Genomic DNA, 24323 nt, shown 5'->3' with positions numbered 1-24323 from the left:
CCGATGGTAGTGTGGGGTCTCCCCATGCGAGAGTAGGACACTGCCAGGCATCAAATCAAGCCGAGACCCCATGCCAAAAGCGTGGGGTTTTTGCTGCGTGTAAAAGTAAAAATGACTATCCTAACGGCTAGCAGGTGACCTGCCCCCAGAATTAGATACAACCTTCAGTTAGTAATGTCGGTTGGTTTTTCTTCATATTTCCCGTTTCGCCAGCCAGCTGCAAATTCAGCTGGAGTCTGGTAATTCAGCGATGAATGAGGACGGCACTCGTTATAATCCTGCCGCCAGTTATTAATGATTTTCCTGGCGTGAAAAATATCGCTGAACCAGTGCTCATTCAGGCATTCATCGCGAAAGCGTCCGTTAAAACTCTCAATAAATCCGTTCTGGGTCGGCTTGCCCGGCTGGATAAGCCGCAGCTCCACGCCATGCTCAAAGGCCCATGATCCAGTGCGCGGCAGGTAAATTCCGGCCCCTGAACGGTTCTTATCGTCGCCGGATAGCCGCGAAACAGCGCAATGCTGTCCAGAATACGCGTGACCTGCACGCCTGAAATCCCGAAAACGGCGGTAATCGTCAGGCACTCCTTCATGAAATCATCCACGCAGGTCAGGCACTTGATCCTGCGACCGGTGGCCAGTGCGTCCATGACTAAATCCATCGACCAGGACAGGTTCGGCGTATCCGGGCGCAGAAGCGGAAACCGCTCGGTCGCCAGCCCTTTACGACGTCGTCTGCGTTTTACGCTCAGGCCGTTAAGGTGGTAAATGCGGTATACCCGCTTGTGATTGACGTGAAAGCCCTCCCGACGCAGTAACTGCCAGATGCGCCGGTAACCAAAACGCCTGCGTTCAAGCGCCAGTTCAGTGATGCGCCCTGATAAATAAGCATCAGCAGCCGGACGCTGAGACTCATAGCGGCAGGTCGAAAGGGATAAACCTGTGAGTCTGCAGGCACGACGTTGCGACAGACCGGTCGCACCACACATCAACTCCACGGCTTCCCGCTTCTGGTCTGTCGTCAGTACTTTCGTCCGAGAGCCACTTGAAGCGCCTTCTTATCGAGCATTGCTTCGGCGAGCAGCTTCTTGAGTCGGGCGTTCTCCTCTTCAAGTAACTTAAGCCGCTTAACTTCCGGCACTTCTATGCCGCCAAACTTCTTGCGCCAGGTGTAGAAGGTGGCGTCTGAAATAGCATGCTTGCGGCAGAGCTCACGGGCTGAAACCTCGGCTTCAGCCTCGCCAAGAATACTGATGATCTGTTGGTCGGAAAAACGCTTCTTCATGGAGATGTCCTCATGTGGCTTATGAAGACATTACTAACATCGGGGTGTACTAATCAACGGGGAGCAGGTCACAGGGAATGAATATCGCGTACGCGACCTGTGGTCGCTAAAAAGACAAAACCCCACGAAAGAGTGGGGTTCAGTTTGTACTTAGCGAGCTACACGTCCCACTTTGGTGCCAGACCATCGGGGCTAACCAGACGTTCCCCCTGGTCCAACGTTGCGATCAGTGCCATATCCTTTGCGCTTAAACGCAACTTCTGTGCCAGTAAATTACTGGCCAAATTAGCCTCTTTGGTTGATGACGGGATAACGCTGTAGCCCAATTGCATCGCCCAGCTTAAAATGACTTGTGCGGGGGTTGCGCCATGTTGTTCAGCAATCACTTTGATGACCGGCTCTTCCAATGCTTTACCATAGGCTAGAGTCATGTAAGAGGTAATTGCAATGCCATTTTCCTTTGTAAATTCAACCACTTTTCTATTCTGTAATAGAGGCGATAGCTCGATCTGATTGGTCGCAATGGCCTCTGCGCCCACCGCCGCAATTGCCTGTTTCATTAGATCAATGGTGAAATTAGAAATCCCAATCTGACGCGTTAACCCCATCTCTTTGGCCTTCATTAGCTCAGCCATAAATTCAGCAACAGTTATTTCATCATTTGGTGATGGCCAGTGAATTAATGTTAAGTCCACATAGTCGGTTTTCAGCTTCTGTAAGCTCTCTTGCAAACTAGGAATCAATTTTCCTTGCGCTAAATTAGCAATCCAGATTTTGGTGGTGATAAATAGCTCATCACGTTTGATGCCACTTTGTGCGATAGCTTGGCCAATGGCAGCTTCATTTTCATAGATTTGTGCTGTATCAATAGCACGATAGCCCAATTTCAACGCTTGGCTAACGGAATCAATAACAACTTGATCTTGAAGGCGGAAAGTTCCCAGGCCGAATGCAGGTACGCTCATTACAATTCCTTTTTTTGCTGATAATGGTTTTATCTTTAGCTGTCATTGAGAATTATCTATCGACCATAACGCTCTGCATGATCAGCTCGATGAAAACTGAATGAATTATGGCAAGAGTGCTATCAACAAAAAATACGGTATTAGGCATAAAACTCTTGATTATAAATCAAGTATTGCTGTCGCCGAGGAGGTGAGGAGCTTTTGCCGTTTAGTTTGTGGGTTTTTTATCAATTCAAGGCTTATTAGTGCATTATGAATTACATAAATTGAATCTCTCCTTGTGCATCCTAATATCAAGTGATGTCGTGGGCAAAAGAGATTACTGAGTGGAACATCTGGGCGTATAATCAGTGGAGCATCGGCGGCAGTAACCTCAAAAGCCAACGTGATTTCGAATAAGGAATAGGCTATCAAAGTGCCGAAACGAACATATGCAATGCGGTATGTTGCAGGTCAACCGGTTGAACAGATTTTCCCCGGTTCAGCAACGCAGTTAGGGCAGGGGTTACCGCCAGGTGCACCCTTGCCTACCTCTGAATTCCTGCGTGTGATGGTGTGGAATATCTTTAAACAACAGCGGGCCGAGTGGTTATCTGTTCTCAAAGAATTCGGGCGCGATGCTCAGTTGATGTTACTGCAAGAAGCACAAACAACACCCGAGCTGGTGAGGTTCGCTACATCCCATTATCAGGCCGCAGATCAGGTTCCTGCCTTTGCGTTGCCTCAGCATCCCTCTGGCGTCATGACGTTAGCAGCTACTCACCCAGTTTACTGTTGCCCATTGCGTGAGCGTGAACCACTACTGCGCTTGTCTAAGTCGGCATTAGTCACCGTTTACCCAATTCATGATGGCCGCTTATTGATGGTAGTGAACATTCATGCCGTGAATTTCAGTCTTGGCGTCGATGTCTACAGTAAACAACTCGAGCCCATTGGTGAACAAATTGCGATGCATCGCGGTCCGGTTATTCTGGCGGGAGATTTCAACGCCTGGAGCCGTCAGCGGGTTAATGCTTTGCAGCGTTTTGCCCAAGATGCGGGTCTGGATGAGGTGAAGTTCCGCACTGATCTTCGCAGTCGTGCTTTTGGTCGGCCCCTTGATTTTGTGTTTTATCGCGGGCTAACGCTGGCTGATGCATCGGTACTCGTGACTCGAGCCTCCGATCACAACCCACTGCTGGTTGAATTCGAACCATAAAAAAAGCACCCCGAAGGGTGCTTTTTAACAGCTTTAATAGCGATTCTAGCTCTACGTATCCGGGGTCGATTTGCCGTCAACGAACAACGTCAATTTTAAGCCTGGCTGTAAATTATTAGCTTTGCTGACTACCGAATTCCATCGCATCACATCGTTGGTGTCTACACCGTGACGCTTGGCAATACTGGCAAAGGAATCACCTTTACGAACTTGATAGGTGATACTGTTGCTGGTTGTATTGCTTGCCAGTTGCAGGGTTTGCCCAACTTTTAAGGTGCTCTTGGCACGTAAGTTGTTCCAACTCTGCAAATCGCTGGTCTTGATATTCAACCGCTTGGCAATCGTAGATAAGGTATCGCCGGGGCGAACTTTATACTGCGAACTTGATGCTGATTTTGTGCTGTTCTGCGCCAGTTTGGTGGGTTGAACTGCGGCAATATCAGTATCTGCCAATGAATCTTTAAGCTGCTCAGCATGGGCTTTCGGCAACATTATATAACGAGGACCGTGTCCATCAGGTGCCGTTACATTGCGCTTATACCCAGAATTAAAGGATTTCAACTTTGTGAGTGACATCCCCGCCATCTCAGCCGCCTGAGTTAGCTGTATCTGCTGACCAACATCAACACGCGCCAATGCACGGTCTTTGTCGGGTTCAGGTAAGGTTATACCGTACTTTTTGCTGTTCTTGATTAAGTCACCCAAGGCCAGCATTTTTGGAACATAAATTGACGTTTCACGTGGAAGCGACAATGCCCAAAAGTTCGTCGGTTTACCCTTTGCCTTATTGGCCTTCACCGCTTGCATGACTCTGCCTTCACCGCTGTTATAAGCAGCAACTGTTAATAACCAGTCACCGTCAAACATCTTGTTCAGGCGCTCCATCATATCAAGCGCTGCTTTGGTAGAAGCAACCACATCTCTGCGGCCGTCATACCATTGGTTCTGTTTTAAGCCATAATTTCGACCTGTACTCGGCACTATCTGCCATAGCCCTGCGGCGTTGGCGGATGATGTCGCGTGAGGGTCAAAAGCGCTCTCCACTATGGGTAGCAGTACCAACTCCATCGGCATCTTACGTTTCTTAATCTGCTCGACTATCAGGTACATGTACGGCTCTGCCCGTAATGTTACATCGTGGAGATAGCTCTTATTTTTTAAGTATTTTTGCTTCTGTTCACGGATCCGGGAATTTTCCGGAACCTTCATCTTCAGCTCGTCGCTAATGAAGTTCCACAAATCTTGCTGCGCGAGACCACTTTCACTATCCAGCCATCGCGCGCTGCCCACTCGGGCGCTATTTGTGTACTCTCCTGCTTCACTCTCTTGACCTGCCGAAGACAAACTCTGTGCATGCTGTACGGGGGCCTTCACATCCGTCTTGGACGTCTGGCACCCAACAAGCAAGACTGAGGCGAGTAATATCGCTTTGGTCTTCATGTGTGTGTCAATGTAGTTGCTTAAAAGACGAGCAATCATACTTTGCTTCGACAAAAAACACAACTAAAAGCTCAGAAGCGGTCTTTCCGGGCACGTAATTCGGAAAAAACTGAGACAAGTGTGTCTGGTGGCGAGATTACGCCTATTTCTCTTTGTAAATCAACGTCATCACAGCGTAAAAAAACATTAATTTTACGCTCAAATTGCAATTTTACCGGTAGGCTGGGTAGGTTTTTTGCCCGTAATTGCATGATTTGTTGTTGATATGTAGCTATATCTTGATCTAACGGTAACAGTGAACGGGCAAACTTAAGATTTGCGAGAGTATATTCATGCGCGCTGCAAATTAAGGTTTCATCAGGGAGTTGCGCGAGCTGTTGAATTGACGTGTACATTTGCTCTGGCGTACCTTCGAATAACCTGCCGCAGCCAGCGGAGAATAGGGTGTCGCCACAGAAAAGATAAGGTTTGCTGTAGTATGCAATATGTCCGATGGTATGGCCGGGTACGGCAATTACGCGGTAGTTTTGCTCACCGATTGTCAGGTTATCACCCCCATTTACAATAATTGTTGCGCCTTTGTTCGCCGTTTCCTGTGGTCCATAGACCGGAATATCCGGGAAATGACGACGTAAATCAGCAACACCGCCGACGTGATCGTGATGGTGGTGGGTGAGTAAGATGGCCTGAGGTGTGAATCGGCCTTGGCTCAGGGCTGCCAGTACCGGGGCTGATTCACCGGGATCAACAATGACGCACTGTTTTTGTGGGTCTACCAATAGCCAAATGTAATTGTCTTGAAATGCCGGAATGCTGATAAGATTCATTGAGTACCTCTTTTGTCGATAACTGTTTGAAAGAAGATGATATCCCCGTTATCTTTCAAATTGCAGGTGTGTTGGCGACTCTGGTTCACCCGAGTTATTTGCTTGCCGCCTTCTCGCACCTTGAAATCTATTGGGTAGAAACATGAAACCAGCACAAACGCGCCGAAAGATTGATGCCCCCACATCCTGGGCTGAGTTACCTTGGGGGGAGTATTATCGCGCGGTAATTGAGCAGCAGTTGCAGCCTTGGTGGCCCAAATTCTTTGGTTTTCACTTACTGAAAATAGGCCATTTAAGTGCCGAAATTGCCAGCGATAAATGCGTTATCTCCCATCAGGTTAATGTGGGGGAAAGAGGCAAAAACATGCAGGTGTTCGCCAGCCCGTACCAGTTACCTTTCGCTGAAAAATCAGTGGATGCCTGTTTGCTATCCCACACTTTAGCTTATGCCGCTGATCCACACCGCATTTTACGTGAGGTGGATAGGGTGCTTATCGACGACGGCTGGCTGGTTATCAGTAACTTTAATCCAATGAGTATGCTGGGTGCAGGGAAGTTGATCCCCATATTACGCCAGCGGCAGCCCTATGTTAGCCGGATGTTTACCCAGATGCGTTTGCTGGATTGGCTGAGTCTGCTAAATTATGAAGTTATGCATTTGTCGCGCTGTCACGTTTTACCCTGGCATAAAGAAGGTGGGCGCTTTATTAGCACCCACTTGCCGGCATTAGGTTGCGTTAGCCTGATTGTCGCCCGTAAACGCACCATTCCACTGACGTTCAATCCGATGAAGTTCGGTGCGCGTAAACCTTGGTTCAGCCGCGCCGTTGGTGCGACCAAAAGCTATCGCGATCAGCCCTGATTTGGCGGCAACGTATTAATTAGGAATATAGCCGGTATCCTCTAACGTCGGTGAATTCGCGCCCTGGCGGGCCAGTTCATCGCAACGTTCGTTTTCCGGGTGGCCAGCATGGCCTTTTACCCACTCCCATTGCACGATATGGGTTTGGATCGCCAAATCCAGACGTTGCCATAAATCCACATTACGTACCGGTTTGCGATCGGTGGTTTTCCAGCCGCGCTTTTTCCAGTTGTGGATCCACTGAGTGATGCCCTGGCGCACATACTGGCTATCAGTGCTGAGTGTCACTTCACAAGGTGAGGTCAGAGCCTCAAGCGCGACGATGGCAGCCATCAGTTCCATGCGGTTGTTGGTCGTCAAATAGTAGCCAGCACTAAAGGTTCTTTCATGCTGCTTGTAACGCAAAATTGCGCCGTAACCACCGGGTCCCGGATTGCCAAGGCAAGATCCGTCGGTGAAAATCTCTACCTGCTTAGTCATCTCTGGTAGACTCTTCCTATCTGTTTAAACGTTAAGTCTGACATAAACGAGCGCTATGAGCACTGGCAATATGATCGTTACACCGACCAGACAGATTGTTCTGGATACTGAAACCACCGGTATGAATAAGCTGGGCGTTCATTATGAAGGCCATCGGATTATTGAGATCGGCGCAGTTGAAGTGATCAACCGCCGTCTGACCGGCAGAAACTTCCATGTGTATGTGAAACCCGATCGTCTGGTCGATCCAGAGGCATATGGTGTTCACGGTATTAGCGATGAGTTTTTGGCGGATAAGCCGACGTTTGCTGATATTTCGCCTGAATTTCTTGAGTTTATTCGTGGTGCAGAATTAATCATCCATAATGCGGCGTTTGATATCGGCTTTATGGATCATGAGTTCCGCATGTTGCAGCAGGATATTCCGAAAACGGAGACCTTCTGTACCATCACCGATAGCCTGTTAATGGCGCGCCGCCTGTTCCCCGGCAAGCGTAATAACCTCGATGCGCTGTGCGATCGCTACCTGATCGATAATACCAAGCGAACACTGCACGGCGCGCTACTTGATGCCGAAATTCTGTCAGAAGTCTATCTGGCGATGACTGGCGGTCAGACGTCGCTCACTTTCTCAATGGAAGGTGATCAGTCACAGAATGACTCTTCCGACGATATTCAGCGCATTACCCGCCCAGCATCTGGGCTGAAAATTATTTATGCCGCAGAGGATGAATTGGCGGCCCATGAGTCGCGCCTCGATTTAGTGATGAAAAAGGGGGGTAGCTGTCTGTGGCGGATGCCGCTTGAATCGGAAGGTAGCGCAAACGCAGAATAGAGCGACACCCGATGAAAAACTGCGCAACCAGCTTATTTTGCTAGAAAAAGTGTTGACGCCAGTACCTTCGATACGTAGTATTCGTCTCGTTCTTAACCGGAACAGCAGCGTGGTGCGGTAGTTCAGTCGGTTAGAATACCGGCCTGTCACGCCGGGGGTCGCGGGTTCGAGTCCCGTCCGCACCGCCAACATTCAGAAGCCCTGAGTTAGCAATAACTCAGGGCTTCGTTGTTTTTATCTCCTTAGTACTTGAAGCCGCGGGGCACTAAGCTTGTTAGTTGGCCTATCCATGGACCTCGCCTCTGTTTGCTGCCTACCTGCAACTCCAAGTTCTTCGGGAGAGATATCAATTTTTATTGGGTTATTTTTGCATTTCCTGCTTGTGCGGCGGTATTCACCCAGCCATCAAAGGTGGCCTGATGAGCCTGGATCCAGCCGTTCACATGGCGTTCGATATCGGCATCTGATGATTCACCGGCATGCATCCGCATGTTCTGAGCATTCACATCATTAATCGATAATTTCATAACAGAGAACAGCTTAGCGGCAGCAGGGTTGGCTTCAGCCCATTTTTTGTTGGCGACGATATGCATCACACTCGGTGGGTAACCATAGTTCGCACCGTTAGAAAGTTGGGTGTCGATAGTTTTATCTGGCAGGGAAGAGAACGGCACCTGCAACCACACCACATCGCGCCCCGGTACTAAGACATCACTGACCCAATAGGGTGTCCAGGTGTAATAAAGAATCGGTTTACCCTCTTTGTAGCGGGTGATGGTATCGGCAATCATGGCGGCATAGTTGCCCTGATTATGGGTCACAGTGTCGCTCATGCCGTAAGCTTTGATTTGATGATTAATCGGTGCTTCACAGCCCCAGCCTGGGTTGCAGCCGGTGAGATCGGCTTTGCCATCATTATTGGCATCAAACAACTTGGCGATTTTCGGATCTTTTAACTGCTCCATATTGGTGATGTGGTACTTATCGGCGGTTTTTTTGTCGATCAGGTAGCCCTGCGCCAACCCTTCAATGTAGTTACCCTGACGATAAAACTTGGCATCGCCACCGGCTGCGGCGTATTGGTCGTTATGTAGCGGCTCCCAGTTTACCGCCAGATAGGTAGCATCACCTGCGGCAATGGAAGCATAGGCGACATTGTAGTCAACCTCTTTGGTTGGCTGGACGTCATAACCGAGCTTCTCTAGCGCTTTATTGACCAACGAGGTCTGGAAGGTCTCTTCCGAAATGGTACTTTGCAGCGGTTGGACGCTAACGCCTTTACCCGGCAATTCTGCGGCGGATAACTGAGTGCTGATCAGAGTGGTGAGGGCTAACACCCAAATTCCTGTCTTACGCATAATATTCCCCTTATTCCCTTCGTCCTTGACGCTGCTGCTGTGTTAGCGGCGCTCGCGCACCCGAATCACTTACTTATGTAAGCTCATCGGGATTTACTCGCTTGCTGCCTTGCCGCAACGCCAATGACTTTGGGTATAATATTGAGTGTGATTATTTAAAGTTATTTGCTGTTACGAAATGGTTTGGTGAGTAGTCCAATCGGGCCGATGGCATACCAGCGACCAACACCTTTACTGCGGCGATCTCGGCCTAATGATTGGGTTAGGCGGTCAAGAATAATCGCCAGAATCACGATGCCCACTCCGCCGACAGCTGCCAGCCCCATATCCAGACGACCAATACCGCGCAGTACCATTTGACCTAAACCGCCGACGGCAATCATTGAGGCGATAACCACCATCGACAGCGCCAGCATCAGGGTCTGGTTCACACCCGCCATGATGGTTGGCATCGCCAGGGGTAACTGTACTTTGAACAGTAACTGGCGTGGGTTGGCACCAAAGGACTCTGCGGCTTCGATAAGATCTTCTGGCACCTGTTTGATGCCCAAAATGGTCAAGCGAACAATCGGCGGCAGCGCAAAGATAATGGTGACCACGACGCCCGGAACATTACCGATACCAAATAGCATGACGATGGGCACCAGATAGACGAAGGCTGGCGTGGTCTGCATGGCATCCAGCAGTGGCCGAATAATACGTGCGGCATTATTGCTACGCGCCAGCCATATCCCGAGTGGTAGCCCGATAAGGATGCAGAAGAATAGCGAGGTCAGAACCAGCGCCAGTGTCACCATGGCTTGTGACCACGCGCCGATAGCGCCGATGGCGATCAGTGAGACCAGTGTCGCCACGCCCATCCCTAAGGTGGAGAACTGCCAGGCGATCAGAGCGAAAACCAAAATCGCCACCGGTGCCGGCATACCCAATAGCAAGTGCTGGAAGCCGCTGAGAATAAAGTCGACCGGTACACGAATGCCCTGGAACAGTGGGCGGAAGTGCAGCACCACCCAGTCAATGCCGTGAGTGACCCATGAATCCAGTGGCAACCAGGTGGCGTGGAACGGGTCCATCAGACTGAAATGTTCAGGTGCCGCCGCCGGTGCGCTGTTCAACCAGTCGGTATTGGCCACTTGGCTCTGTGCCGCCTGAGCAGCAGCCTCGTGGCCGGCACTCCCTGCGGCATGGCTACCCTCGGCCATACTGGCTCCCCAAGGGTCAGCCGCGGCTGACAGGCTCTGAGGGGCGGTGTCAGTGACGGCAGGGGCAGTCGATGCCGCCGCATCCGTGGCCCACGGGTTACTGACGGTTTGATCGTTGATCTGGATTTGATCACTCATTTGGCGTCTCCTTATCTAGGGCCTGTAACAGCATGGCCTTGGAAATAATACCGATATAGCTGTTGTCTTCACCGACCACCGGCACCGCGCAGGGGGCTTGTGCAACCAGTGAAATCAGCTCACTGAGGGGCATGTCTGCGGGAACCGGTGCGGGATCAGCCAGCAAGGCACTATCCAACGACTGGTTTTCAGCCAACGCTTTTTTCAGTGAATCTATCGATACCACGCCAATAAACTTCTGCCCGCGCTCCAGCACATAGCCGTAATCGCGGTCTTCATCCTGAAGCAGTTTTAATGCTGAACGAGGGCCGAAACCCGGTGTTTTGCGGATCAAAGAGACTGGACGTCGGCGCGCAATATCTTTGGCGCTGAAGACGTGGCTAATATCAACGCCACGGAAGAAGGTGCGCACATAGTCATTGGCCGGATTGTTCAGTATCTCATCTGGGGTGCCGACCTGTACGACCACGCCGCCTTGCATAATGGCAATACGATCGCCAATGCGCATGGCCTCATCTAGATCATGGGAGATAAAGACGATGGTTCTTTGCTGTTTCGCCTGTAACTTGACCAACTCATCTTGCATCTCGGTGCGGATTAATGGGTCGAGGGCGGAAAAAGCCTCATCCATCAATAAGATGTCGGGGTTGTTGGCCATCGCGCGGGCTAAGCCGACACGTTGCCGCATCCCGCCGGAAAGCTCATCGGGATAAGAGTAGGCGTAGCTGTCTAGACTCACCTGACGCAAAGCTTCCATGGCTTTTTCGTGGCGCTCCTGTTGAGGGACGCCAGCCAACTCCATGCCGAATGCGGTATTATCAAGGACATTCAAGTGGGGCATTAATGCAAAGGATTGGAAGACCATACTGATCTTATTACGGCGAACAGTGCGCAGGGCGCTATCCGATATTTTGGCAATATCTTCGCCGTCGATCAGTACTTCACCACGAGTAGGTTCTATCAGACGATTGAGAAGGCGTACCAGGGTGGATTTACCGGAGCCGGATAATCCCATGATGACGAATATCTCGCCTTCTTCAATGGCCAGATTGGCATCTTTAACGCCAACGGACAAACCTGTTTTGGCAAATATCTGCTCTTTATTCTTGCCTGATTCAAGCAGTTTAAAAGCCCGTTCGGGATGCTCACCAAATATTTTATATAGATTCTTTACTTCGAGTTTAATTGCCATGCAGCTGGTATATCCCTCTGTCAATTTTGAATTATGTTTATTCGATCGATGTCATCCTGATGAAAAAATAGAGCGCCATATACCCTAACACAGTGAGAATCTGAGACAACCCTCAATATCCTTATAATCAAATGCGCAACGGTCACTGTTTCAATATATATCTTTTAGAATGATTGATTTACATGCGTTAATATTGTGCCTTTTTGGCTCTGATAAGCTGTCTAATATTGTCGGTGAGAGTAATGGCTAATTAGCCGATTATTGGTATAAATATTACGCATATATAGCTAATATTATTTAGTATCATTATTGATTATATCTTTCCTGAAAATTGACTCTCATTCAGCTCTGTAGATGTGTGGCTAGCAGGGCTAATAGGGTATTTTTGTTGGCCATGCGAGATGGGCTGATCCCCCCTAATGCTCTGGTCTGTCGCCAAATGTATCGCGAGATAATAATTTCAAATTCTGCTACTTATCCTGGCCGTTGAACAGGCAAAAATAGGGTGGGGTCGATGGGGGGTATTTAGGGTGAAATTGGAGGGTAATAGCAGAAAAAAAACAGGCAACCTCAACACGGCTGCCTGTTAGTCTTGATCCCCCTTTTTTTATGCTCTGACAAAGGGAGGAAGATAAAGAGTGAGAAAGCTTAAAAATCCCAATCTTCGTCTTCGGTATTGACCGCTTTGCCGATCACATAAGAGGAGCCAGAACCAGAGAAAAAATCGTGATTTTCATCTGCATTTGGCGATAATGCCGCCAAAATAGCCGGGTTGACCGCAGCCTGACTGGCGGGGAATAATGCTTCATAACCCAAATTCATTAATGCTTTATTGGCATTATAGTGTAGGAATTTTTTGACATCTTCTGTCCAGCCGACCTTATCATAAAGGTCTTCGGTGTAGCGCACTTCATTATCATATAAGTCTTGCAGCAAATCGAAGGCAAAATTCTTTATTTCCTGACGGCGACTATTATCGACTCTCTCTAGGCCTTTCTGGAATTTATAGCCGATGTAATAGCCATGCACTGCTTCATCACGAATAATCAACCGAATAAGATCAGCGGTGTTGGTTAATTTAGCTCTGCTAGACCAATACATCGGTAAATAGAATCCGGAATAGAATAGGAATGATTCCAATAATACACTGGCAATCTTCTTCTTCAGCGGGTCATCATTATGATAATGCTGAAGGATAATATCGGCTTTCTTTTGTAGCGGGCCATTTTCCTCACTCCAGCGATAGGCATCATCCACATCAGATGTCATGCAAAGTGTCGAAAAAATGGAGCTATAGGAGCGGGCATGTACCGCTTCCATAAAACTAATATTCGAAAATACCGCCTCCTCATGGGGGGTAATGGCGTCTTTAATGAGCGCTGGTGCTCCCAGCGTATTTTGAATGGTATCCAGCAGAGTCAACCCGGTGAAAACACGAATTGTCAGTTGCTGCTCATTGGGGGTCAGTGTTGCCCAAGAGGGAATATCATTGGACAGCGGGACTTTTTCCGGCAGCCAGAAATTAGCCGTCAAGCGGTTCCAGACTTCCAGATCTTTATCGTCTTCAATTTTATTCCAATTAATGGCGCTGATGCGTGTTATCGGTTTTACTGCGTTCATATAGTGACTTCCTTATTAACCCGATTTTATTCATTTACAGCGAGCAGGAAACACAACCTTCGACTTCCGTGCCTTCGAGCGCCATCTGACGCAGCCGAATGTAATAAATAGTTTTAATCCCTCTCTTCCAGGCATATATCTGTGCTCTGTTAATATCGCGGGTGGTGGCGGTATCGCGGAAGAAGAGTGTCAGTGATAGCCCCTGATCGACATGCTGAGTCGCCTCGGCGTAGGTATCGATGATTTTCTCCGGCCCTATCTGATAAGCATCTTGATAATACTCAAGGTTGTCGTTGGTCATATAAGGTGCGGGATAGTAGACGCGGCCAATCTTGCCCTCTTTGCGGATCTCAATCGGAGAGACAATTGGGTGAATGCTTGATGTTGAATGATTGATATATGAAATTGAGCCGGTAGGCGGCACGGCCTGTAAGTTCTGATTATAGATGCCGTGCTCCATCACGGATTGGCGCAGTGCGGCCCAATCTTGTTGGTCGGGAATTGTAATGCCCGCGTCGGCAAACAGCGCCTCTACCTTGGCGGTTTTAGGCTGCCAGCGCTGTTCGATATATTTAGTGAAATAGCGACCCGAAGCATAAGCTGACTCATCAAAGCCCTTAAAGTGGCAACCGCGCTCTATTGCCAGCAGGTTAGATGCCCGGATTGCATGGTACACCACGGTATAGAAGTAGATATTGGTGAAATCCAGCGCCTCTTCTGAGCCGTAAAAAATGCGCTCGCGCGCCAGATAACCGTGCAGATTCATCTGCCCGAGGCCAATAGCGTGGGACTCCTGATTGCCTTTTTCAATCGAGGGTACTGAGCGAATATTGCTCATGTCAGAGACTGCGGTTAATCCACGAATGGCGGTTTCAATGGATTTACCAAAGTCTGGTGAATCCATGGTGTGGGCGATATTCAGCGAACCCAAATTACAGGAGATATCTTTGCCAATATGACGATAGCTGAGGTCGTCGTTATATTCGGTAGGTGAATTAACCTGCAAGATCTCTGAGCACAGATTACTCATATTGATCCGGCCTTTGATTGGGTTGGCGCGATTCACCGTATCTTCAAACATCATATAGGGGTAGCCGGACTCAAATTGAATCTCTGCCAGGATCTGGAAGAACTCGCGTGCCTTGATCTTGCTTTTACGGATGCGTTTGTTATCAACCATTTCGCGGTATTTTTCGCTGATGCTGATCTCTGACATCGGCACACCGTAAACCTGCTCTACGTCATAAGGCGAAAATAGGTACATCTCCTCATTATTCTTCGCCAGCTCAAAGGTGATATCTGGGATAACCACCCCCAATGACAGGGTTTTAATGCGCACTTTTTCATCAGCATTTTCCCGTTTGGTATCGAGAAAACGCAAAATATCGGGATGATGGGCATGGAGATAGACGGCCCCCGCACCTTGTCGCGCCCCCAGTTGATTGGCGTAAGAGAAAGCATCTTCCAGCATTTTCATGATGGGAATGACACCGGAGGACTGATTTTCAATCCGCTTGATAGGCGCACCGACTTCACGAATATTGCTCAGCAGGAAAGCCACACCGCCGCCACGTTTAGATAATTGCAGCGCCGAATTTATCGAGCGACCAATGGACTCCATATTGTCTTCAATGCGCAACAAGAAGCAGGAGACCAGTTCACCGCGCTGCTTTTTGCCGCAATTGAGGAAGGTTGGGGTGGCGGGTTGGAAGCGGCCAGAGATTATCTCCTCGACCAACTCCCGCGCCAGTTGTGGGTTACCGGCCGCCAGTGTCAGCGCAACTATGCAAACGCGATCTTCATAGCGCTCCAGATAGCGCTTGCCATCAAAGGTTTTCAGGGTATAGCTGGTGTAATACTTAAACGCGCCAAGGAAAGTCGGGAAGCGGAATTTTTTGCTATAAGCTTGCTGGAATAGGCTCTTGATAAAGCTGAAGTCATACTGATCCAGTACCTCTTTCTCGTAATACTCTTCCTCAATCAGGTAGTTGAGTTTCTCCTGCAAATTATGGAAGAACACGGTGTTTTGATTGACGTGTTGCAAGAAATATTGCCGCGCTGCCAGTCGGTCTTTATCAAACTGGATATGCCCGTCAGCATCATAGAGGTTCAGCATCGCATTCAGTGAGTGATAATCGAGCTCACTGTTGGATGGATCAGTGATTTTCAGTTCTGTCGTTGCCAAAATTCAGTTACTCCCTTGCGCACGTTTGCTACATCTTCAGCTGTACCCAGTAGTTCAAAACGATACAGATAAGGCACCTGACATTTTTGGGAGATGATTTTCCCCGCCAGGCAGTAGGCGTCGCCAAAATTAGTGTTACCCGCGGCAATGACACCGCGAATCAGTGAACGGTTATGGGGATCATTGAGAAAACGAATGACCTGAATCGGCACTGTGCCTACCGGGCTGCCGCCGCCATAACTGGGTACTAACAAAATATAGGGTTGCTCAAGCCGTAATTTTTCCCGCGTTCCCGCAATGGGGATGCGTATCGCAGGGAGCTCGAGCTTCCCGATAAAACGGTGGGTGTTCTGTGAAGAACTGGAAAAATAGACCAGCGGGTTCATGCCATTGCCCTCATCAGGCACCGACAGCTTGAGCCAGTGCGCTTATTTTGTCGGGGCGAAAGCCAGACCAATGGTCATCACCGACAATAATCACCGGGACTTGCTGATAACCAAGGGATTTAACGTGATTTAATGCCTGCATATCTTCTGTTAAATCAATTACCTGATAAGCGATTCCCTGTTTATCCAAGGCACGGTAGGTCGCATTGCACTGGACACAATCGGGTTTACTGTAAATAATAATGCTCATGATTCGCATTTACCTTTTATCTTGAGGAAAGGCGGAATTAGCCAGGTTGTTCGTGTGTCGTGACGACCTGCCCCTGATTATCAACCACAGTTTCATTCCCGTAGATGATAGATAAATACTATATCTAGTGTTTATTTAATTCAACCACACCATATGTAGTTATTTCTGTCTATTCTATGAGCCACACAGAGACAAGGCCGTCAGCACGGGGCTGGCAGCAGAGTTTGGTAATAATGAGCAGGGTAAAAATATTTTTAACGCAGAAGGGGGGGAGATGGATCTGTTACTGGCGCAGGCTGACGGCTAACCGGTTAAATGCATTCATGATACTGATGGCAAAAGTTAAGTCAGAAATTTCGGCATCGGTAAAATGGGCCTTCAAGGCGTCGAAAATATGATCAGGTGTGCCGCTGGTGGTGATGTTAGTGACCGCTTCTGCCCAATCCAGTGCCGCCCGTTCAGCTTCACTGAAAGCATGACTCAACCGCCACCCAGCGATCGTATCCATTTTGGCGTTATCAAAGCCATTGGCCCGCAAAAATTTACCGTGCATATCCAGACAGAACGCACAGCCGTTAATTTGTGATACTCGCATAAAAATCAATTCGATCATTGCTTTTGGTAACGAACTTTTATCTAGGGTGAGGGAGGTGTTTACCAGTGCTTTGTAGGTGGCTGGAGAGAGTTCGGAAAAATAGAGGCGCTGCTTAACCATGATAGTTACCTGTGATGTTGATTGTAAAATATGGCGCTACTCTAGCAACACCATGGCCTATACTATAGGGCCATAAATTACTTATTTTAATGGGTCATGATGAAGGTGTTTTCGCGCCTGTTGAATTTGGATCGTCAACAAAACGAGCCGGTTTATCGCCAGATTTATCAACGTATTAAAGATGCGATTGTTCAGGGCGCACTGCTACCTGATACTCGGGTGCCCTCGGTTCGGGCGCTGGCCAGTGAAGTGGGGGTCGCGCGCGGGACCGTGGAAAACGCCTATGCCCAATTGATTGCCGAGGGCTTTTTACAAAGCCGTGGGCAGGGGGGAACTTACGTTTCAGCCCAGTTGCTTGATGCCCTTTTGCTGCCATTGAACAGTGTAGCCGAAGGTAGTCAACCCATTGCCGTCAACCCTGCATTATCGGCTAATCGTATGATGGCGCTGCCGTTTCAGTTGGGGCTACCAGCACTGGATGCCTTCCCGCGTGCGCAATGGGGGCGAATTATGGCTAAACAGCTGCATAGCCTGACCGCCGCATCACTTGGGCACCCTCCCGCCACCGGATTACCCGCCTTACGTGCATCAATTGCCCACTATTTGCAGCTCTCACGGGGATTTAGTTGCCAACCGGAACAAGTATTTATCTGTGCCGGTTATCAATCGCTACTGGATCTGGTGGTCAGTAGCTTACTGAAACCCGGCGATCGTGGCTGGCTGGAAGATCCCGGCTACCCAGCCACTCAACAGTTGATCCGCGATGCGGGATTGATTCCGCATCCAGTGAGGGTGGATGACGAAGGCATGGATGTGAGTGCCGCCACTCAGTGTTGCCCACAGGCGCGTTTTGCCATTATCACACCGGCACATCAAAGCCCATTAGGTGTGGCGCTCAGCTTAGTGCGGCGCATGGCGCTACTGGATTGGGCTGAGCAGCAGCAATCCTGGATCATTGAGGATGATTATGACAGTGAGTTCCGCTATCAGGGCCGACCACTGCCTCCGCTGAAAAGTATGGATAGGCAAGGGCGGGTACTCTATGCCGGAACATTTAGCAAAGTGATGTTTCCAGCACTGCGGCTGGCCTATTTGGTGGTGCCTCCCGCGCTGGTGGCGGTATTTAATCACCGTTGCCAATTGCGCACCTGCGCCTGCCCGCCATTGATACAGGCCAGTGTGGCGGAGTTTATGAATCAGGGGCATTTTTATCGCCACCTTAAACGGATGCGCCACCTCTATGCAGAGCGTCGCGAAATGTTATCCGTCAGTCTGATGCGGCAACTTGCGGGTATCGTTGAGGTTGAACGGCAGTCGGGCGGTATTCAATTACTGGCGCGGCTGGATAGCCGTTTTGTTGATCGGGTTGTTGCCGCAGAAGCTCAGCGTCAAGGGCTGGCGATTCAGGCACTATCAGATTGGGCGCTGGCAGAGAGAGTGGGAGGCAACCAAGAGAATGGCCTGCTGATGGGCTTTACTAATTTGACGTCAGTGACAGAAACCGATCAACTGGTAGCCCGGCTGGCAAAAATAGTGAGCGCTTTATCTGAGGGATAAAAGGTGTTGGCCCGAGGTGAGGGGCACCTGGGCCGCCGATAAACAAACGCAACTCAAACACAGTAGACACAGCAATGAGGGTGATGAGTTATCGGCATCAGCTTGATTTTAGCGGCGTGCCAGCAGCACACCCAGTACGATACCGACGGCGGCACCAATACCGACACCTTGCCATGGCTTATCGCGGATATAGCTATCTGCATTGTCGGCAACATCGCGGGCATGTTGCTTAAGGCTGGTCGAGCCACTGAACCGCGCTCGAGCATCACGTAAAACCCCCTCGGCATTTTGCCGCACCTTGGTCAGCTCCTCTTTGGTTTTCTCACCTGATGAGCGCAAGACATCGTCGAGAGTATCTGCCAGAAGGGTCACATCTTGATCGAGATTTCTTTCGATTTTTTCTGATTTCTTGAACATTTTGCTCTCCATTTGCCTGATGAACATTAAGCATAGACCATCAATCAGCCGATAAATGGGCTTCAGGAGTAATCCGAAGGTGGGTAGCATTTATGGCACAAATAATCATTACGATGACTTTGTACATTTGGTTACTTAGCGAAACCAATGACTCACGGAAAGAGAAAATTCATTCCTCTATGATTCTTCCCAACGGCCCCATCGGGGGCTTAGCGAAAAAAACTCTGAGGATTTGAAAATGAAAAAAATATTAGCGCTGATCGTTGCTGCAACTATGGGTCTGTCTTCTGTTGCTTTCGCTGCTGAAACGACCACAGCCGCTCCAGCTGCAACTGCAACCAGCACTACGGCGGCACCCGCTGTAGAGAAAGCGGCACCTGCTAAAGCAACTCAACATAAAAAACATAAAGCCACCAAACAAACAACAGAGCAGAAAGCACAAGCAGCTAAAGCTAAGAAACACGAGAAAAAAGCCGCAGTGCAAAAAGCACAGGCAGCTAAAAAACACGTGAAAAAAGCACCAGCTCAAAAAGCACAGGCAGCTAAAAAACACGTGAAAAAAGCGCCAGCTCAAAAAGCACAAGCCGCTAAAAAACATCACAAAACCGCTAAAAAATCAGTAACAGCGCCAGCTGCATAATTACGCCGGAATGCGGGTCTTGTACCGCACCGTCTAGCCAATTCCAGACACCCGGTTAATGCCGGGTGTCTTTTTTTATAGGCTAATCATCATGATCAATCGCTATCTGTTTGAACTGATTTTCAGTGTCGTGACGTTGTGTGGTCTATTACTTGCCTGCGTATTATTTCTGACTGATTCTGTTATTTAACCTGCGCCTGGTACTTGGTGTTGTACTGAAATATCAGCGCAGAATATGTTGCTGATGAAGAAAATCTACTATTTTCTGAGCCACTTGTTGATGGAGTTTCTCGCGTTCAATGGCGGGTGTGGCACAGATAAAATCCTCGTCCTCTTCAGCCAAAATAGTGCGGGCGGCGCTCTTGCAAGTGGGCAGGAAATCAAAATGCCCACTATTGGCCAAGGTCATTGCTGTCATATTGGGTTGATTAAGCTGTTTTACCCATTCAGCCCCTCCTAGATCCAGCGCCACATCCGGCGAGATAAAATAGCGGGCATTAATAAGTAGCAGTGGGGCACTCAAATGATGCAGGCTACTATTTTGATAAAAAGGCACCATGGCCGGGTCCAGTGCTATCGCAAAACGCAGACGCTTATCGACATAATTCCCTTCAAATTTTTCCATCGAAAGTGTACTTAATTTTACGCCCGCTTGAGTATAAAACTGGCAATTAGGCTGTTCAGGCTGCTGCTGACAACCCGCGATAAAATGCGGCAGTGAAAGCGTTGCCCCTAGCGCGGCAATAGCACTGTAGCCCCCTTTCGAGTGACCAATAACCCCAATAGGCTGATTTTCAAATACTGATTTCCAGCGGTTATCTGACTGTAATGCACTGATGACAAAAGAGAGATCTTCAGTTTGCAACCAGAGCTGCGCCGATTGTGCCGGTATTGAGTTGCCGGTAGTACTGCCCGGATGATTCGCCGCCACCACCACCATACCTTGTTGCACCAGTTTATCAGCCAGCCATGCGAGGCTGGTATTGTTCCCCCCACTGCCGTGACTAAGAACAATTAAGGGGAACTGCCCCTTGGCAAGGGTGGCATCAGGTAAGATAGAAGTGCCATGGAAAACGGCGTTGTCACCCAACAGTACCGATTTACCCTGTTCCACTGTGGGATAATAAATCACACTCTCAAGTTGACGATGGCGCTGGAGATCATTGAAGGTGGCGTGGGTAACCGCTGTTTGCCAGCCATAGCTGGTCAGTGGGAAAAACAGTAAAAAGCATAAGCAAAGAACCACATTTTTCATCATTTAATATCCTGGCTGAGTGAGTTTCCAGCCACCTTAGGATGCAATCTATTTAGCCGCGACCTCGATCACGATCCAGTCCCTGAACTTGCTTGTTTTCAATCATCTGGCTCTCTACACTGCAAAACAGTTATTCACTATATTTATCTGTTAAGGCAAGGGTATGCCGCTTATCCCAGTCTCTTTTCTGTTATCTATTTTATGTATTGGTTTGTTTTATCATTTGATCAAAACCAGTAAGCAAGGGGGCGTGCTACTGCTGCTATTGCTGGTTTGTGCGCTGCAAAGCGGGCTGGTAGGTTTGCGCTATGGTTACCACCTTGCGCTATTTAATGGCCTACAACCCATAATTGCCATGACTATCCCACCACTGACCTATTTAGCTTTATTAAGCTCAGCGGGGACGAGTATTCGTCGGTGGTGGAAACACAGTTTAGCCCCTATCGGGACGGCGATTTGTGTGGGCGTGGCACCACAATGGCTCGATGCTATCGTCATCATTAGCTATTTGTTATATGGCGTGGCGATACTGCTTTACCTACGCCCCGGCGAAGATCGCTTGCAGCAAGTCTCGCTGGAAAAGAGTTGGCTCAGTTACCGCTTGTGGCTTCTAATGGCTATCTTGCTTATTGCTTCAGGCGTGGGCGATATGATTATCAGCATCGATTATGTTTTCTTTGCCGGGAATCAAGCGGCTTTGATTGTTAGTTTAAGTAACCTAATGATTACATTGGGGATATGCTACACATTAGCCAACAGTGCCCACAGTGATACATTCAGTGCCCAAATACAGCCCGAGTCGGAGACTGTCAATGACGATGCGGGGAGTGAATCACTGGATGGGCTATTTTCGGCTATCTTGTTGACCTTAAAGCACCATAATCTCTATCTGGATAGCCAACTCAACTTAGCAAAACTGGCGCGTAAAGCGGGGATACCCGCTCGCAAAGTCTCGCAGGCGATTAATCAGCAAACTGGGCAAAATGTCTCGCAATACGTCAATCAGCTGCGGGTCGAACACGCCGCGTTGCTGCTGACAACCACCGAGCAGCCAGTGGTCGATATCATGCTAGAGTCGGGGTTCCAAACCAAATCCAATTTCAATCGTGAATTTATGCGGGTTAAGGGCATGACCCCCTCGCAGTGGCGTGTGGACTATTCCTAAATAGCCGTTTTGAGCCAATAAAGAGGTGGTTTCCCTTATTTATTGCGGTAAGGTCGCTCAATAGCAGTTAAAAAGAGGGAAAGTAAATGTATTTACGGCCAGATGAAGTGGCTAGAGTCTTGGAGAGTGCCGGCTTTGAGCGGGATTATACGGTTGATCAGGCTTACGGTTATCGGAAAGCGGGTCACTATGTTTATGTAAATCGTGAAGCCCGTATGGGTAGGACCGCTTTGGTTATCCACCCCGCGCAAAAAGATAAAAGTTTGCTGTTTGCCACACCGACAGCCACTATTCGTATCAGTGATAAGTATGTTGAGTTTCCACTCTATCTGGCGGGGGAAGCTGAAGATCGCTACGGTATTGCTCACGGTTTTAGCTCAAGGGAAATATTATTGCGCTACCTGAACAGTATGTTTCAGACCATTTAGCGCGCTACCCTACCGCAATAAATATCATCGCGCCGTAGTGCCATTATCAATGCAATACGGCGTCAGCTTCCTGATTAAAATGCAGATTATAGTGGCGACGGAATTGCGCTAACTCAAAGGCATCTAAATCCAGTTCAGCAAAATAGAACAATGCCGCTTCGGTGTGTTCGGCCGTCAGCATTGGGGATATATGTGCGCGGAGCAGGGTGTTTCGCCATTGCATCACATTTTCGTCGGAGGGATCTTTAATAAAGGTCTGATAGATGAAAACCAGATATGCCGCCTTTCTAACATCCTCGGCGTAACCATTGCTGGTGGAGCGAATAAACATTTGAGTTTGACGTTGCCCCATCTCTTGCAACATCGACTCAATATAGATGGGTTTTATCTTCAGTAAATTCGCCAGTGTATCCACAGCTTTACGGGTATCTGATGTCAATACACGGTAGCCCACAATAAAAACCACGATCAGAACAGCAATAATTATCCACGTCATTGAGTGTTTCTTTGCGCCCTACAAGGTGAAATTGGTAACGTAAAATTATCTGGCTGTTAAATCGCCTGAGCCGATAAATTCAACGAAGTGTTTAAGGGGTATTGCCACTGAAGTTATCACTATTTCTCTGCTGATTATTCAGATGATGGTTGAACGCGGCGGCATCTTTCGCCAGCGCATCAAGATGGGCACCCAGCATTTTTATCTGTCTGACCAGCGAATGTTGCTCTGGCAAGGTATTTGCAGTATTGAGCTTTCTAAGCAACATATCATTTTTAGCACGCAATGCTGTCTCTCGTGCTTTTGACTGCTCCAGCTCATATTGCAGCGCGGTATAACTTGCCTGCCATGTCTGATGCTGCTTCTCAAAAGTTGACTGCAACTCACTCATTGCATTAAGAAACTGGACTTCAAGCTCTCGCATTGTCATTGCTTTTCCTTTATGACGGCTTCCGATTTTGAGTGGCAGTATAACGAAATTTGAGCATAACCTCATCCGCTAGAATCTCTGCTTCGCTCTCGGTGTAGAGCCCCATCGGGCGATGCATTACCTTGGGTTTTACCATAACTTATGAGTGATTTGTGTTTATCTTTCATTAAGGAGTAAAATAAATAAGCCTTGCTATTAATATCTTAGCATGCGTTAATAGCTCCATCGGTTTGTAGCACAGACCTATTTATGTAAGCCATTTAAGTAAAGCAGTTCCTAGTTAAAGCGATATTTTTAGACATCACTTCTCCGACGAATTTCCTTCTTTAGTGCCCCCATAAGTAACTCTTGATAAGCAGACCTCAATAGCCAAATATTGGCACTAATAATGAAGGAAATATCTTATGTCTAATAAAATGACTGGTTTAGTAAAATGGTTTGATGCTGGTAAAGGTTTTGGTTTTATCTCTCCTGCTGACGGTAGCAAAGATGTATTCGTACATTTCTCTGCAATCCAAGGCACTGATTACAAAACTCTTGATGAAGGCCAGAACGTAGAGTTCAGCATCGAACAGGGTCAGAAAGGCCCTTCAGCTGTAAACGTAGTAGCGCTGTAATTTATACTGCTGCAATAAGCGTTTAGCTGTAAAAAAACCCTCGCCATGGCGAGGGTTTTTTATTTCTGCGATCGTAGAAGTATATGTATTCAAAGTTTGGTTTTTTGGCCGGTGGCATCAATGAATGCCAACTAAGAATGCTTCCTGCTATTATTATGATATGTTTAAATCAGTGGATAATAACCTCCGGTTGGAGTCTTCCTTGTTATTTCGGCACTGTTTTGATTATTCGAAACGCAAAATAACAGCTTAAGTGATCAGTCGACAATTAATCACCTTGATAAAACAATAGCAAATAATAAGTGGGCTAATTCATAGGTTAAGCCTCTCGGTGATCAGATTACGATAGTTAAATCTTGTGGTTAGGTTGAGTGGTAAGGA

The 24323-nt window shown here is 48.3% G+C and carries 24 protein-coding genes, 1 tRNA gene and 1 pseudogene; 9 read left to right on the top strand and 17 right to left on the bottom strand.

The window, feature by feature from the left end; translation table 11 throughout:
- Window positions 1–164: 164 nt before the first annotated feature.
- Together AACW11_RS12300 and dkgB are read right to left on the bottom strand one after the other, a co-directional pair.
- A pseudogene (locus AACW11_RS12300) lies at window positions 165–1284 on the bottom strand (IS3 family transposase).
- A gap of 158 nt (window positions 1285–1442) precedes the next feature.
- Window positions 1443–2249, bottom strand: coding sequence for a 2,5-didehydrogluconate reductase DkgB (gene dkgB / locus AACW11_RS12295; RefSeq protein ID WP_212586810.1), 807 nt, complete (start codon window positions 2247–2249; stop codon window positions 1443–1445).
- A 415-nt stretch (window positions 2250–2664) separates the two neighbouring features.
- Here dkgB and AACW11_RS12290 point away from each other — a divergent pair, with 415 nt between their 5' ends.
- Window positions 2665–3447: an endonuclease/exonuclease/phosphatase family protein gene (locus AACW11_RS12290; protein WP_071984916.1), complete on the top strand. Its 783-nt coding sequence runs from the start codon at window positions 2665–2667 to the stop codon at window positions 3445–3447.
- Between the two features lie 51 nt (window positions 3448–3498).
- Here AACW11_RS12290 and mltD read toward each other — a convergent pair whose 3' ends face one another.
- Together mltD and gloB are read right to left on the bottom strand one after the other, a co-directional pair.
- On the bottom strand, window positions 3499–4887 hold the full coding sequence (gene mltD, locus AACW11_RS12285) for a murein transglycosylase D (RefSeq protein WP_071840467.1): 1389 nt from the start codon (window positions 4885–4887) through the stop codon (window positions 3499–3501).
- A 71-nt stretch (window positions 4888–4958) separates the two neighbouring features.
- Entirely contained in the window at window positions 4959–5714 is a 756-nt protein-coding gene (gene gloB, locus AACW11_RS12280) for a hydroxyacylglutathione hydrolase (RefSeq protein WP_212586809.1), read from the bottom strand.
- A gap of 142 nt (window positions 5715–5856) precedes the next feature.
- Between gloB and AACW11_RS12275 the strand changes: the two genes are divergently transcribed.
- Entirely contained in the window at window positions 5857–6576 is a 720-nt protein-coding gene (locus AACW11_RS12275) for a class I SAM-dependent methyltransferase (protein WP_212586808.1), read from the top strand.
- A 15-nt stretch (window positions 6577–6591) separates the two neighbouring features.
- Here AACW11_RS12275 and rnhA read toward each other — a convergent pair whose 3' ends face one another.
- Complete coding sequence (rnhA, locus tag AACW11_RS12270; RefSeq protein ID WP_212586807.1) at window positions 6592–7056, bottom strand: ribonuclease HI; 465 nt, start codon at window positions 7054–7056, stop codon at window positions 6592–6594.
- Window positions 7057–7126: 70 nt separating this feature from the next.
- Between rnhA and dnaQ the strand changes: the two genes are divergently transcribed.
- Both dnaQ and AACW11_RS12260 read left to right on the top strand, forming a co-directional pair.
- Entirely contained in the window at window positions 7127–7891 is a 765-nt protein-coding gene (gene dnaQ, locus AACW11_RS12265; protein ID WP_212586814.1) for a DNA polymerase III subunit epsilon, read from the top strand.
- 111 nt (window positions 7892–8002) lie between these two features.
- Window positions 8003–8079, top strand: a tRNA-Asp gene (locus tag AACW11_RS12260).
- A gap of 165 nt (window positions 8080–8244) precedes the next feature.
- Here the strand turns inward: AACW11_RS12260 and proX are convergent.
- From proX to AACW11_RS12220, 8 genes are all read right to left on the bottom strand, one after another.
- The gene (proX, locus tag AACW11_RS12255; protein WP_212586806.1) at window positions 8245–9249 is read right to left on the bottom strand and encodes a glycine betaine/L-proline ABC transporter substrate-binding protein ProX; all 1005 of its coding nucleotides are present in this window, start codon (window positions 9247–9249) and stop codon (window positions 8245–8247) included.
- 161 nt (window positions 9250–9410) lie between these two features.
- Window positions 9411–10589 carry a glycine betaine/L-proline ABC transporter permease ProW gene (gene proW, locus AACW11_RS12250; RefSeq protein WP_212586805.1) on the bottom strand — a complete coding sequence of 393 codons (1179 nt, stop codon included), beginning with the start codon at window positions 10587–10589 and terminating at the stop codon, window positions 9411–9413.
- Window positions 10582–11781 carry a glycine betaine/L-proline ABC transporter ATP-binding protein ProV gene (proV, locus tag AACW11_RS12245; protein WP_005275920.1) on the bottom strand — a complete coding sequence of 400 codons (1200 nt, stop codon included), beginning with the start codon at window positions 11779–11781 and terminating at the stop codon, window positions 10582–10584. The genes proW and proV overlap by 8 nt, the downstream gene beginning before the upstream one ends.
- Window positions 11782–12429: 648 nt before the next feature.
- Entirely contained in the window at window positions 12430–13401 is a 972-nt protein-coding gene (gene nrdF, locus AACW11_RS12240; protein ID WP_212586804.1) for a class 1b ribonucleoside-diphosphate reductase subunit beta, read from the bottom strand.
- Between the two features lie 34 nt (window positions 13402–13435).
- A complete protein-coding gene (nrdE, locus tag AACW11_RS12235; protein ID WP_212586803.1) occupies window positions 13436–15586 on the bottom strand; it encodes a class 1b ribonucleoside-diphosphate reductase subunit alpha in 2151 nt (716 codons plus the stop codon).
- Window positions 15568–15972 carry a class Ib ribonucleoside-diphosphate reductase assembly flavoprotein NrdI gene (gene nrdI, locus AACW11_RS12230; protein ID WP_212586802.1) on the bottom strand — a complete coding sequence of 135 codons (405 nt, stop codon included), beginning with the start codon at window positions 15970–15972 and terminating at the stop codon, window positions 15568–15570. The genes nrdE and nrdI overlap by 19 nt, the downstream gene beginning before the upstream one ends.
- A 13-nt stretch (window positions 15973–15985) precedes the next feature.
- Window positions 15986–16222: a glutaredoxin-like protein NrdH gene (gene nrdH / locus AACW11_RS12225; protein ID WP_212586801.1), complete on the bottom strand. Its 237-nt coding sequence runs from the start codon at window positions 16220–16222 to the stop codon at window positions 15986–15988.
- A gap of 283 nt (window positions 16223–16505) precedes the next feature.
- On the bottom strand, window positions 16506–16937 hold the full coding sequence (locus AACW11_RS12220; RefSeq protein ID WP_005275937.1) for a carboxymuconolactone decarboxylase family protein: 432 nt from the start codon (window positions 16935–16937) through the stop codon (window positions 16506–16508).
- A 96-nt stretch (window positions 16938–17033) separates the two neighbouring features.
- On the opposite strand from AACW11_RS12220, the gene pdxR reads away from it, so the two are divergent.
- On the top strand, window positions 17034–18494 hold the full coding sequence (gene pdxR / locus AACW11_RS12215; protein WP_212586800.1) for a MocR-like pyridoxine biosynthesis transcription factor PdxR: 1461 nt from the start codon (window positions 17034–17036) through the stop codon (window positions 18492–18494).
- Between the two features lie 108 nt (window positions 18495–18602).
- Here pdxR and AACW11_RS12210 read toward each other — a convergent pair whose 3' ends face one another.
- Window positions 18603–18911: a DUF883 family protein gene (locus tag AACW11_RS12210; protein ID WP_212586799.1), complete on the bottom strand. Its 309-nt coding sequence runs from the start codon at window positions 18909–18911 to the stop codon at window positions 18603–18605.
- Window positions 18912–19149: 238 nt separating this feature from the next.
- Here AACW11_RS12210 and asr point away from each other — a divergent pair, with 238 nt between their 5' ends.
- On the top strand, window positions 19150–19551 hold the full coding sequence (gene asr, locus AACW11_RS12205; protein WP_212586798.1) for an acid resistance repetitive basic protein Asr: 402 nt from the start codon (window positions 19150–19152) through the stop codon (window positions 19549–19551).
- Window positions 19552–19774: 223 nt separating this feature from the next.
- Here asr and AACW11_RS12200 read toward each other — a convergent pair whose 3' ends face one another.
- Complete coding sequence (locus tag AACW11_RS12200; protein WP_212586813.1) at window positions 19775–20806, bottom strand: serine aminopeptidase domain-containing protein; 1032 nt, start codon at window positions 20804–20806, stop codon at window positions 19775–19777.
- 163 nt (window positions 20807–20969) lie between these two features.
- Here AACW11_RS12200 and AACW11_RS12195 point away from each other — a divergent pair, with 163 nt between their 5' ends.
- Window positions 20970–21971, top strand: a complete 1002-nt coding sequence (locus AACW11_RS12195; RefSeq protein ID WP_212586797.1) for a helix-turn-helix domain-containing protein — start codon at window positions 20970–20972, stop codon at window positions 21969–21971.
- Between the two features lie 86 nt (window positions 21972–22057).
- A complete protein-coding gene (locus AACW11_RS12190; RefSeq protein ID WP_212586796.1) occupies window positions 22058–22399 on the top strand; it encodes a DUF2002 family protein in 342 nt (113 codons plus the stop codon).
- A gap of 46 nt (window positions 22400–22445) precedes the next feature.
- Here AACW11_RS12190 and AACW11_RS12185 read toward each other — a convergent pair whose 3' ends face one another.
- Entirely contained in the window at window positions 22446–22895 is a 450-nt protein-coding gene (locus AACW11_RS12185) for a DUF1198 domain-containing protein (protein WP_212586795.1), read from the bottom strand.
- Window positions 22896–22986: 91 nt separating this feature from the next.
- Window positions 22987–23325 (bottom strand): MbeD/MobD family mobilization/exclusion protein, encoded by a 339-nt coding sequence (locus tag AACW11_RS12180; RefSeq protein WP_032898212.1) that lies wholly within the window; start codon window positions 23323–23325, stop codon window positions 22987–22989.
- A gap of 404 nt (window positions 23326–23729) precedes the next feature.
- On the opposite strand from AACW11_RS12180, the gene cspE reads away from it, so the two are divergent.
- Window positions 23730–23942 (top strand): transcription antiterminator/RNA stability regulator CspE, encoded by a 213-nt coding sequence (cspE, locus tag AACW11_RS12175; RefSeq protein ID WP_005275958.1) that lies wholly within the window; start codon window positions 23730–23732, stop codon window positions 23940–23942.
- Window positions 23943–24323: the final 381 nt, after the last annotated feature.

Source organism: Yersinia sp. Marseille-Q3913, from assembly GCF_963892745.1.
Lineage (GTDB): Bacteria > Pseudomonadota > Gammaproteobacteria > Enterobacterales > Enterobacteriaceae > Yersinia > Yersinia bercovieri.
Note: the sequence above shows the minus strand (reverse complement) of the source record. Positions and strands in the feature narration are given on the sequence as shown.

Bases quoted from the DNA above. Each gene is read 5' to 3' on its own strand.
- proW (WP_212586805.1), bottom strand. From the start codon at position 10,589: ATGAGTGATCAAATCCAGATCAACGATCAAACCGTCAGTAACCCGTGG.
- pdxR (WP_212586800.1), top strand. From the start codon at position 17,034: ATGATGAAGGTGTTTTCGCGCCTGTTGAATTTGGATCGTCAACAAAAC.
- AACW11_RS12275 (WP_212586808.1), top strand. From the start codon at position 5,857: ATGAAACCAGCACAAACGCGCCGAAAGATTGATGCCCCCACATCCTGG.
- AACW11_RS12220 (WP_005275937.1), bottom strand. From the start codon at position 16,937: ATGGTTAAGCAGCGCCTCTATTTTTCCGAACTCTCTCCAGCCACCTAC.
- dkgB (WP_212586810.1), bottom strand. From the start codon at position 2,249: ATGAGCGTACCTGCATTCGGCCTGGGAACTTTCCGCCTTCAAGATCAA.
- mltD (WP_071840467.1), bottom strand. From the start codon at position 4,887: ATGAAGACCAAAGCGATATTACTCGCCTCAGTCTTGCTTGTTGGGTGC.
- asr (WP_212586798.1), top strand. From the start codon at position 19,150: ATGAAAAAAATATTAGCGCTGATCGTTGCTGCAACTATGGGTCTGTCT.
- AACW11_RS12210 (WP_212586799.1), bottom strand. From the start codon at position 18,911: ATGTTCAAGAAATCAGAAAAAATCGAAAGAAATCTCGATCAAGATGTG.
- AACW11_RS12195 (WP_212586797.1), top strand. From the start codon at position 20,970: ATGCCGCTTATCCCAGTCTCTTTTCTGTTATCTATTTTATGTATTGGT.
- AACW11_RS12190 (WP_212586796.1), top strand. From the start codon at position 22,058: ATGTATTTACGGCCAGATGAAGTGGCTAGAGTCTTGGAGAGTGCCGGC.
- rnhA (WP_212586807.1), bottom strand. From the start codon at position 7,056: ATGACTAAGCAGGTAGAGATTTTCACCGACGGATCTTGCCTTGGCAAT.
- nrdF (WP_212586804.1), bottom strand. From the start codon at position 13,401: ATGAACGCAGTAAAACCGATAACACGCATCAGCGCCATTAATTGGAAT.
- cspE (WP_005275958.1), top strand. From the start codon at position 23,730: ATGTCTAATAAAATGACTGGTTTAGTAAAATGGTTTGATGCTGGTAAA.
- gloB (WP_212586809.1), bottom strand. From the start codon at position 5,714: ATGAATCTTATCAGCATTCCGGCATTTCAAGACAATTACATTTGGCTA.
- nrdH (WP_212586801.1), bottom strand. From the start codon at position 16,222: ATGAGCATTATTATTTACAGTAAACCCGATTGTGTCCAGTGCAATGCG.
- nrdI (WP_212586802.1), bottom strand. From the start codon at position 15,972: ATGAACCCGCTGGTCTATTTTTCCAGTTCTTCACAGAACACCCACCGT.
- proV (WP_005275920.1), bottom strand. From the start codon at position 11,781: ATGGCAATTAAACTCGAAGTAAAGAATCTATATAAAATATTTGGTGAG.
- proX (WP_212586806.1), bottom strand. From the start codon at position 9,249: ATGCGTAAGACAGGAATTTGGGTGTTAGCCCTCACCACTCTGATCAGC.
- AACW11_RS12180 (WP_032898212.1), bottom strand. From the start codon at position 23,325: ATGACAATGCGAGAGCTTGAAGTCCAGTTTCTTAATGCAATGAGTGAG.
- AACW11_RS12200 (WP_212586813.1), bottom strand. From the start codon at position 20,806: ATGAAAAATGTGGTTCTTTGCTTATGCTTTTTACTGTTTTTCCCACTG.
- dnaQ (WP_212586814.1), top strand. From the start codon at position 7,127: ATGATCGTTACACCGACCAGACAGATTGTTCTGGATACTGAAACCACC.
- AACW11_RS12185 (WP_212586795.1), bottom strand. From the start codon at position 22,895: ATGACGTGGATAATTATTGCTGTTCTGATCGTGGTTTTTATTGTGGGC.